Source organism: Anaerococcus provencensis (genome assembly GCF_000312365.2).
Classification (GTDB): Bacteria; Bacillota; Clostridia; order Tissierellales; family Peptoniphilaceae; genus Anaerococcus; species Anaerococcus provencensis.
This window is the reverse complement of sequence record NZ_HG003690.1, coordinates 257,255-267,514: the sequence shown is the minus strand read 5'-3', so window position 1 is coordinate 267,514 and position 10,260 is coordinate 257,255. Positions and strand designations below refer to the sequence as shown.

At 34.8% G+C, this 10,260-nt stretch carries 7 protein-coding genes, 1 tRNA gene and 1 pseudogene; 1 reads left to right on the top strand and 8 read right to left on the bottom strand.

All coding sequences use genetic code 11. The annotated features are described in order from the left end of the window. Positions 1–262 precede the first annotated feature (262 nt). The 6 genes and pseudogenes from BN38_RS10040 to BN38_RS10015 all read right to left on the bottom strand — a co-directional run. A complete protein-coding gene (locus BN38_RS10040; RefSeq protein WP_044567491.1) occupies positions 263–1,522 on the bottom strand; it encodes a dicarboxylate/amino acid:cation symporter in 1,260 nt (419 codons plus the stop codon). Next, a complete protein-coding gene (locus BN38_RS10035) occupies positions 1,509–2,369 on the bottom strand; it encodes an SDR family oxidoreductase (RefSeq protein WP_044567488.1) in 861 nt (286 codons plus the stop codon). Before BN38_RS10035 ends, BN38_RS10040 begins: the two co-directional genes overlap by 14 nt. A 560-nt stretch (positions 2,370–2,929) precedes the next feature. Continuing rightward, positions 2,930–3,003, bottom strand: a tRNA-Arg gene (locus BN38_RS10030). Continuing rightward, complete coding sequence (locus BN38_RS10830) at positions 2,989–3,789, bottom strand: metallophosphoesterase (RefSeq protein WP_049944498.1); 801 nt, start codon at positions 3,787–3,789, stop codon at positions 2,989–2,991. Before BN38_RS10830 ends, BN38_RS10030 begins: the two co-directional genes overlap by 15 nt. Further along, on the bottom strand, positions 3,773–5,593 hold the full coding sequence (nadE, locus tag BN38_RS10025; protein WP_044567486.1) for an NAD(+) synthase: 1,821 nt from the start codon (positions 5,591–5,593) through the stop codon (positions 3,773–3,775). Before nadE ends, BN38_RS10830 begins: the two co-directional genes overlap by 17 nt. Before the next feature lie 67 nt (positions 5,594–5,660). After that, positions 5,661–6,863, bottom strand: a pseudogene (locus BN38_RS10015) (acyl-CoA dehydrogenase family protein); the annotation flags it as partial. Positions 6,864–7,052: 189 nt separating this feature from the next. Here BN38_RS10015 and BN38_RS10010 point away from each other — a divergent pair. After that, entirely contained in the window at positions 7,053–8,273 is a 1,221-nt protein-coding gene (locus tag BN38_RS10010; RefSeq protein WP_044567484.1) for an FprA family A-type flavoprotein, read from the top strand. A 41-nt stretch (positions 8,274–8,314) separates the two neighbouring features. On the opposite strand, the gene BN38_RS10005 is transcribed toward BN38_RS10010, so the two are convergent. Further along, positions 8,315–9,679: an aldehyde dehydrogenase family protein gene (locus BN38_RS10005; protein WP_044567481.1), complete on the bottom strand. Its 1,365-nt coding sequence runs from the start codon at positions 9,677–9,679 to the stop codon at positions 8,315–8,317. Positions 9,680–9,800: 121 nt separating this feature from the next. Then, complete coding sequence (locus tag BN38_RS10000) at positions 9,801–10,253, bottom strand: redoxin domain-containing protein (protein ID WP_044567479.1); 453 nt, start codon at positions 10,251–10,253, stop codon at positions 9,801–9,803. Positions 10,254–10,260 lie beyond the last annotated feature (7 nt).

Here is a 10,260-nt window from a genome sequence, read left to right as displayed (position 1 = left end):
GATGAGTAGACTTTTTTTAATTCTGCTAGATCTATCCTTTCAATTATATTTTTTACAAGCCTTAGTTTAACATCATTTTGAATGTATATTTCTGTATTAAAGTTTAATTTTAATTGAATTGTATCATTAACTAGTGTAAAATTAGTTAGTGATGATGTATTTGTAACGGTTTTCATAAATACATTGTATCAGAAAAAGACGAGGATGTTTAGTTTCCTCGTCTTTTTTCTATGTTAGGACTTTTGCAACAGCCCCTTATTTTTTAACTATTAAATTTTGCTTTATCAAAGGCTCCAACTGAGTTTGCTACAATTATTGTACCTGTAGCATCGCCAGATAAGTTTATTGTCGTTCTTGCCATATCTAAGATTCTATCTATACCCATGATGATTGCAATACCTTCTACTGGAAGGCCAACTGATTCTAGAACCATTGAAAGTGTTACTAAACCTACTGATGGTATACCAGCTGTACCAACTGAAGCAATTGTCGCTGTAAGTATTACTGTCAAAAAGTCTGTTGGACTTAGGGTAATACCGTAAGCATTGGCTATAAAGACTACTGCTACTCCTTGCATGATAGCCGTACCATCCATATTTACTGTTGCCCCAAGAGGGATAGTAAATGATGATATTTTCCTATCAACTCCCATATCTTCAAGTGTTTGAATATTGATTGGGACGGTAGCAGAAGATGATGCTGTTGAAAAACCAAAGGTCATTACAGGCGCATATTTCTTTAAAAACTTAAATGGATTCACTCTTACAAAGGCAGTCAACAAAATCATATAAACTACTAGTAGTTGGACTACAAGGCCACCAAGAACTGATGCCATATATGATAGCATAGATAAGATAGCATCAAAGCCTAGGTTAGAAAATGTTCTAGATATTAGGAAAAATACACCCATTGGTGCAAGTTTCATAACCCATGCTGTCATTCCCATCATAAGGTCATTCATCTCAGTAACTATATTGCCAAGAGAAACTAACCTATCTTCCATTGATGCAATTAATAGCCCTACAAGCACTGCAAATATTATGATTTGAATCATATTACCTTCTGCAAGAGCCCCTACTGGGTTTGTAGGTATAAAATCAAGAATGGTATCTTTAAGGGAAATATCTGCGTTAGCAACTTCAAAATTTTGATCACCAATTTGCATATTCATGCCCTTACCAGGACCAATCAAGCTAGAAAGGCCAAGGGCTATAACTATAGCTAGAGCAGTAGTAAATAGATAAAATACTACAATTCTTATACCAACCTTGCCCAAAGTTTCTGTATCACCTAAGTTTCTACAACCGTCTGCAATTGAGAAAAATACTAGTGGTACAACTAACATTTGCATTAATCTTATGAAAAGTTGACCTAGGGTATAAAATATTCCTTCAATTAAAATGTAATTTTTGAAATGAGAATCTGGCACAAAATTGTGCAATATTATCCCAAAAATTAAACCCGCAATTAGGGCAATGAATATTTTTTTCGATGGAGATATGTCTCTTCTATTTTTTTTCATTTAATCCCTCCCTATCTATATATTCATGTAAGGTATCCTTCCAATGTGGAATCTTATACCCATCAGTTATTTTTAGAATATAATCTTCCAAGGCATAGAATCCTGGCCTTGCAAGCATACTTGGATTGTCTTCTGTTTCTATTATCTCAGCATCCTTGCCACAATAATCTAGGATTTCTTTAGCAAAGTCATACATAGAAGTATAGGCTCCTGATGAAGCATGGTAGGTACCAAACGAATTAGTTTCAATCAAAGGTATGAGGAAATTAGCTAGCTCAAAAGCAGGAGTTGGTGACATATATAAGTCTTTTGCAACCTCTACTTTTCCACTATCAGCTTGTTTTAAAATATTTTCGACAAACTGATTCTCACGAGAATATAGCCTACTTACCCTAATAATAAAATGGTAATTAGAAAATTCTCTAACATAGTTTTCCCCCTCAAACTTACTCTTGCCATAAACACTCTTTGGATTGGCCTTGTCAAATTCTGTATAGGATTTGAAACTTGTTCCATCAAAAACATCGGCTGTCGAAAGTTGAACAAGTTTTGCCATAAAGGTATTTGAAGCAATGGCAACATTTCTAGCTCCTATGGCATTTAACAAAAATGCACCATCTGGGTCAGCTTCACACTTATCTCTATTTGACATACCTGAACAATTAATAATAACGCTAGGTCTAATACGGCTAACAAACTTTCTAACTTCATCTTGCTTTGTAATATCAACTTCATGCTTATCTGTAGCTATAATTTCTGAATCCAAAGGATCCAATAGTCTTTGCATAGAAGTGCCAAGTCTACCAGAAGATCCGGTTATCCATATTTTTTCTCTTGCTATTCTCATACTAACTCCTTATTCTTAATATTATTGTAACTATTTCTAAAAACAATATTTAAAATAATTTTACCTCTTTTTTGCGATAAAAGAAATAAATTAGCAAATTAATCTATTATTATGCTTTAGAAAAGTGATAAGGGTGGAATCAATTTTTGGCAATTAGGATAAGGAATTTACGAATTAAAATAAGTTTTGAATGATTTTTATGAGAAAGAATTTTAAAAAAATAGGAATAATGACTTTTGCATTATTCCTCAGCTTTGTGGACCGATTTTGTTCCGTGACTTTTGGGCCGAATACTCTCTGGAAGCTGGGTAAATATGCGTTGATTTCGCATATTTACCCCGAAAACTTAGTGCGGTAGCACGGAAGAGCTTTCGAAGAAAGCGGGTTTTCGTAGGGGCTTGTATTGGTCCTCAGCTTTCAGCCTGCGGTTGTTTCGCGCCTGTTGGGCACTGGCCCTTACAGGAATCTGGGCATTCTTGATTTGGTCCTCGTCGCTTCGCTCCTGCGGTTATTCCGTGCCTTTTGGGCACGGGCCCTCACAGGAAGCCGGGCAGGCTTGTTGGCACGCCAAGAGGGAATCGAACCCCCATCTTAGGCTTCGGACACCTTTGTTTTACCACTAAACTACTGGCGCTAGTACTATATTACTATACTGTATTTGGTCCATGAAGCGTAGGGGTAGGAAGGTGTTTCCTAGTCCGCTGTCTATATATATTATTGAATCATTGAATTTAAAGGCTCCTTTGTCATAATTTGGGAAAAATCCTTCTCCCGGGGCTACTAGTCCACCTACTATTGGTAGTCTGACTTGGCCTCCGTGAGTGTGGCCTGAGAATATGAAGTCTTCACTCCCTTGGTAGTTATCCCTGACATTTTTTGAAAAATGACTTAGAATTATATTTACACTTTCATCATCTGCCTTATAATTTTCATATGAAAAATCAAACATACTTGTGCCGTAAAGATAAACTTTATTGCCATTTATATTTAATCTCTCGCCCTCATTTTTAAGGTATGTGATTCCAAGTCTTTCAATCTCGCTTAAAAACTTATCCAAGTTTGCTCCAGCTTCTTCGTGGTTACCTGTTATATAGTAGGTTTTTATATTTAAGGACCTTAGTTTTTCTAAAAAACACACAGACCTTTCTATTTTCTTATCAGTTCCATAGTCTATGATATCACCTGTCAATATTACTAGATTTGGGTTGAAGTTTTGTATATTTTCTAGGACCTCATCAAGATTTTTGATAGCATTTGAATGAAAATCTGTTATCTGGGTAATTTTTATTGGCTTTTTTATTTTTTCAGATTTTAGTATAACTTTTTCTTCTTTTGCGACAAAACATTGTCTATCTACATATAAAGCTAAGCAAAGCCCTGCTAGTGCAAGGCCTGTTATAATTTTAGTCTTCTTTTTCATTTAATTCCTCAATATATGAAGCATAGGACATATCTGATGGTATCTTAAATCCAGCTCTTGGACTAAAGGACCTGCCTGTGATATTTGGCCCATCAACACTTGCTGATCTTTTAAATTGGCTAGATGTAAATCTCTTATAATATGATATTAGCCATTTTCTAATAGTTTCTTTGTCATAGCTGTCCTCAAAGGCGCTATAGGCATCTTCCAAGATTTCTATTGGCCTTGTATGTTTGGTCATATGATTATATATGAAAAAATCAATTAGTTCATATGGGCCTATGATATCTTCTGTTTTTTGACTGATTTCTTCAGCACTTTCATTTACTAGTTCTGGTGAAATTGGTGTATCGAGTATATCATTTAATACACTCTTTAATTTTATATTGTCAGTTTTTTCTGCAATTGCCCCTACAATATAGCGGATTTCAGTTTTCATAAGGCTTGCATTTAGTGAGTAATTGCTCATCTGATCGCCATTGTAGGTTGCAAAGCCTTGCATATTTTCTGATAGGTCTCCAGTACCTATAACTATGCCATTGCCCATATTGGCAAGGTCAAAGAGAACTTGGGTGCGCTCTCTAGCTTGGGCATTTTCATAAGCTGTGTCTGATGTCTTGCCATCATGGCCGATATCTCTAAGATGTATACTTACAGCTTCTGAAATATTAATCTCTTCTAATTCTAAACCTAAAGCTTGACATAACTTATAGGCATTTGACTTTGTTCTATCACTTGTTCCAAAGGCTGGCATGGTGTAACAATGGATACCCGAATAATCCCATCCTTCTTTTTTGTAAGCATGAACTATGGTTAAAAGAGCCATGGTTGAATCAAGGCCACCAGACACTCCCAAGAATACATCTTTTATCCCAATATGCTTCATACGACTTATTAGACCTGTCGCTCCAATATCTAAAACATCATTTACGTATTGTTCGCCTCTTTCATAATCTGGTAGATAAGGAAATTTTTCGCATTTATTAGTTTCTTGGGTAAATGTAGTTGGAAATAGACTGTCCTCGTCAACATTTATATAATATTTGCCTATATAATCAATAGGAGCATTTGATGTATGAGTAAATACTTCTCCATCATTTGCTATGACATTTAGACCACCATAGACAAAATCTGTGCTAGATTCGCCCATGCCAGAAGAAGTAAGAACATAAGTCACATCCTTGGATAAGAATTTTACTCTATTTATTATATCTTCTTCATTAAGAGCAAATTTGGGATTGGCACAAGGGTGTAGGATAATCTCATGTCTTTCTCCTAGCTTTGCTTTATACTCTAAACTACGAGGAATAGTCATTTCTTCGTCTTCGCCAATTGTTACATCAATTGCCAGTCCATCTATTGTACTATCATATATGTTTATATTTGGCCAGCTATCAAAGGCATTTAAAAAATCATCATCTGGCAAATCAGTTGAAAAAACATTTTTTTCAATGGCACTTAAATTTTTCTTTGTCGTAAGGCCTATTAGACTTCCATTTATAATAAGTCCTATTGCATTATAAATTTTTCTATTGTATTTAAAGGGAAAACCAACAGAAAATAGGACCTTATAATCTTTAGAAAACTCTATCAAGTCCATAATTGCATCTTCGCATATTTCTGCCAAATCCCAATATCCATCATAAAGACTTGCTCCTGTTAGAGATAGCTCTGGTAGGGAAAGAATATTTACCCCATCTTTATCAGCTTGTTTAACCAAATCTTTGATAGTCTCTTTATTTTTATTTACATTGCCTAGGGCAAGGTTAAAGTTTGTAGATCTTATTTTTATAAATTCTCTCATAAAATCACCTCTTATCCATATTTTACCACAAAAAAAGAGCCTGCATTTGCAGACTCAATATTTGTGATTAGCCATTTATTTCTTCGATTAATAGTGATAGCACTTCGTGGAAGTCGCCTACTATACCGTAGTCACAGTTTTCGAAGAATGGTGCTGCTTCATCGTTGTTGATAACACAGATTGTCTTAACATCTTTGATTCCTAGTAAGTGTTGAATAGCTCCGCTTACGCCAACTCCGATATATAGGTCTCCTGCCCATTTTTGACCAGAAAGTCCCACATATCTATCAAGTGGCAAGTAATGTTTAACTTAAGATACTGGACGGCTTGCTCCTACTGAAGCATCAGCTGCTTTTGCCAAATCTTTTACTAGATTTAGGTTTTGTTCTTCACCAATACCCATACCAGCAACTACTAGTCTGTCAGATTCTTCAAATTCTGTATCAGCTTCTGATCTGTGGTTATCAAATGTATATCCATCAGCTTTTAAGGCTTCAACGAATTTCTTAACTGATTCTTTTACATCGCCTTTGAAGATTTGTTTTTTTCTATCTCCAACTACTGATTTCTTTTGTTTTGGCTGGTCAGTTTTTACTTTATTTGGTTTTGATAGTAGGTATCCTGCTATAACCACTCTCATGATTCCATTTGTACCTTCGTAGATTTGAGTAATCTTAGAGTCTCTGTAGTGACGTTCTACATCTACACCCTTGATGAAACCAGATCCACCGTACATTTGTAGGGCTTCACTTGTTAGTTTGTTTGCAAGATCAGATGCGTATAGTTTTGCCATAGCAGCATCTTTACCATAACCTTTAACGTGGTTGTCTTTCTTGTCAGCTGCATCATAAACTAGAAGTCTAGCTGCTTTTAGTTGTGTAGCCATATCAGCAAGTTTGAATTGGTTAGCTTGGAAGTAAGCTATAGCTTTACCAAATTGTTCTCTTTGAAATTGATATTCACGAGCTGATTCATAAGCACCTTGTGCTATACCTAGAGCTTGAGATGCTATACCGATTCTACCGCCATCAAGAATCATCATTGCATATTTGAATCCTTTACCAAGTTCGCCAAGTAGGTTTTCTTTTGGAACTTTTACATCTTTAAAGTGAAGTTCTGCTGTAACTGATGATCTGATACCAAGTTTGTCGTATGGTTCTGAGAATGTGAAACCTTCGAAGTCCTTATCAACGATAAACATTGATATGCCGTGGTTACCCTTGCCAGGTTCTGTAACTACAGTTACTAGATATGTTTGTGCTTCTGGAGCTTTATACCCACTTATTGCTTTAACCATTAGCTATATATTTGCAAATAAAGTTCAAAATATATCGTTTTATTAGTTTGATATAATATTTTCCAATATTTTGATAAATTCCAAGCTTAGACAGGAAAAATCCCGTTTAAAAAATACTTTAATGACGTATAGTATTTATAAGTTTCTAAACTAGGAGGTATTATGCAAAACATTAGAGAAGTTTTGGAAAATATATATTATGTAGGGGTAAACGATAGACGTATTACCAGATTTGAGAATATGTTCCCATTAGAAAATGGTGTAGCATACAGTTCGTTTGTAATAAAAGATGAAAAAAATGTACTACTTGACAGTGTTGAATCTGCTTTTACTAGACAATATCTTCAAAATATAGAGAAAGCTCTTGATGGCGAAGATCTAGACTATGTTGTAATCCACCACATGGAACCAGATCACTGCAGAAACATTGACTTTGTATTACAAAAATACCCAAATGCTAAATTTGTTGGTAATGCAAAAACTTTTAAATTTTACGAACAATTCTATAACGACGATTTCAAGGATAGATATTACGAAGTAAAAGATGGTGATGAACTAAATCTTGGAAAACATAATCTTAAATTTGTATTTGCGCCAATGGTTCACTGGCCAGAAGTTATGATGTCATACGAGACAAACAACGGCTACCTATTCTCAGCTGATGCTTTCGGATCATTTAATGCTATCGAAGGACACCTAAAGGCTAAAAATATAATTCACAGGGGAGATTGGTTAGAACAAGCTCGTAGATATTATATCAACATAGTAGGTAAATTTGGTAAACAAGTTCAAGCCCTATTTAAAAAAGTAGAGGGACTAGAATTAAATGCTATCCTACCACTACACGGTCCAGTATATGATGATAAAGAATCAATCGACTTTATCCTTGATAAATACACTAAATGGGCAACATATACTCCAGAAGAAAAGGGTGTAGTAATATGCTTTGCTTCAATGTACGGAGATACAGAAGAAGCTGCCGATATCCTTGCAGCTGAGCTTGCTGACCTTGGAGTAAATGAAGATATAGAAATTTATGACGTATCAAATACAGACCCATCATATATGATTGCAGCTTGCCACAGATTTTCTAATGCTGTATTTGCTCCAATCAACTACAACTCAGGCCTATACTACAAGATGGAAGCATTCCTAACAGAATTAGTTGGTACAGGCTACCAAAACAGACACATCTCATTCTTAAACAACTGGTCTTGGGGTGGTACAAGCCTTAAAGTTTCAAAAGAAATCCTAGAAAAAGGTAAACACGAATATATAGGCGAAGATGTTCTAGTAAATTCTAGTGTAAAAGACGAACAAGTTGAAGGATTAAAAGCTTTAGCTAAAGCGATAAAAGAAGACTTGGACAATAGCGAATATTAAAATTTAAGGGACTGCTACAAAATGTAGGAGCCCCTTAAATTTTACAATTTTTTGATCAAATTTAATTTTCCATTATCATATGGAGGATATTTCATTTTCATATCCAAGTGTCCATTTGATAGCATTATTGATTTTCTATTTGAGAAGTTTTGGAAACCATAGTAGCCGTGGTAGCCTCCTTGGCCACTATAGCCTACCCCACCAAAGGATAAGTTTGGATTTGATACCATCATCAAAGTACCATTTACCATGCCATTGCCAAATTCCATATTGTACATTACCTTTTCTTTGATGCGCTCATCATTGGTAAATAGATAAAGGGCTAATGGTTTTTCTAAAGTCTTAACTTTATACAATATTTCATTTAGATTTGTGTAGGTAATTATAGGGAAAATCGGTCCAAATATTTCTTCTTCCATAAGTTTATTATCAAAATCAACATTATCTACTATAGTAGGTTCTAGTTTTAGTGTCTTTGAATTATACCTACCACCATATATAATATCTTGGCCATCAAGAAGTCCCACCAATTTATACAAGTGATCATCATTTATAATCCTTGGATAGTCACTTGATAAAAGTGGATCTAGACCATAAAACTCAAATAAAGCTTTCTCCAACTCTTCTATAAACTTCTCTTTTATAGATCCATGAACAAGTATATAATCTGGCGATACACAAGTTTGTCCTGCATTTACAGTGTTGCCCCAGGCTATAGATCTTGCAGCAAGACTTATATCAGCATCTTTTTCGACAATTGTAGGAGACTTGCCTCCAAGTTCTAAAGTTACTTTTGAAAGATTCTTGCTGGCCTTTTCCATAATAGTCTTTCCAACAGCACTTCCACCAGTGTAAAAAATATGATCGTAGTTGTAGGATAAGAGCTCATCGTGGCCAACTTTGTCATTATCCACCACATAAATAAATTCAGGATCAAAATTCTTATTTAGTATTGACCTTATTAGTTTTGAAGTTTCTTTTGACTTTCTGCTTGTCTTTAGGATTACAGTGTTGCCAGCTGCTATTGCTCCTATCAGTGGATCCATAGCAAGTTGGAAAGGATAATTCCAAGGGGATATGATTAGAGTTAGCCCCATTGGCTCATAAAGGGTGTATGATTTGGCAGGCATAGATGTTATTGGAGTCTTCTCGCTAATAGGACTCATCCACTCTTCTAGATTTTCTATGGCCATATCTATTTCTTCATAGAGCATGAGTATTTCTGTTGTATATGATTCAAAGTTTGACTTGCCCAAATCTTTTGCAAGGGCCATCAAAATATTATCTTCAAACATCTCTATTATAGCGCGCAATTTTTTTAGATTATAAATCCTAAAATCATATGTTTTAGTCTGACCAGAATAAAAATATTCTCTTTGTAAATTAACTATATTTGCTAAATTCATTATTATCTCCTCGTCTCATAAATAAGTCCTTAGGATATTAATACCCAAGCCAGAGTACATTTTTACTTTAATCTACAATTTAAAAACCTCAAAATCTATTAGAAAGATTTTGAGGCCAATTTTATAAGTTTTCTATAAGTTCTTCAACATCTGGAAGTTCGCTAGCTTCGTATACCTTTACCCACTTAACTTTTCCTTCTTCATCTATTATGACATTGGCACGTTTGCTTGCACCATTTTCTTCATTAAATAGTCCATAGGCTTTGGTTACTTCTGCATATGGGAAGAAGTCGGATACAATTTTTACATTGTCAATGCATAAAATATCAGCCCATTTTTGTTTAGCTGGATATGGGTCAATAGAAAGTCCGATTACAACAGTATCGCCTTTTTCTTGAATCCTATCATAATTTCTCTCTAAGCTTCTCATCTGATCTGTACATACAGAAGTGAAAGCTAGAGGGTGCCAGGATAAGATAACTTTCTTACCCTTTAGCTCTGATAACTTAATATCATTTTTTTCTTGATCTTTTAATGTAAATTCTGGTGCCATTTCTGAAACTTTTATTGTCATTATATTC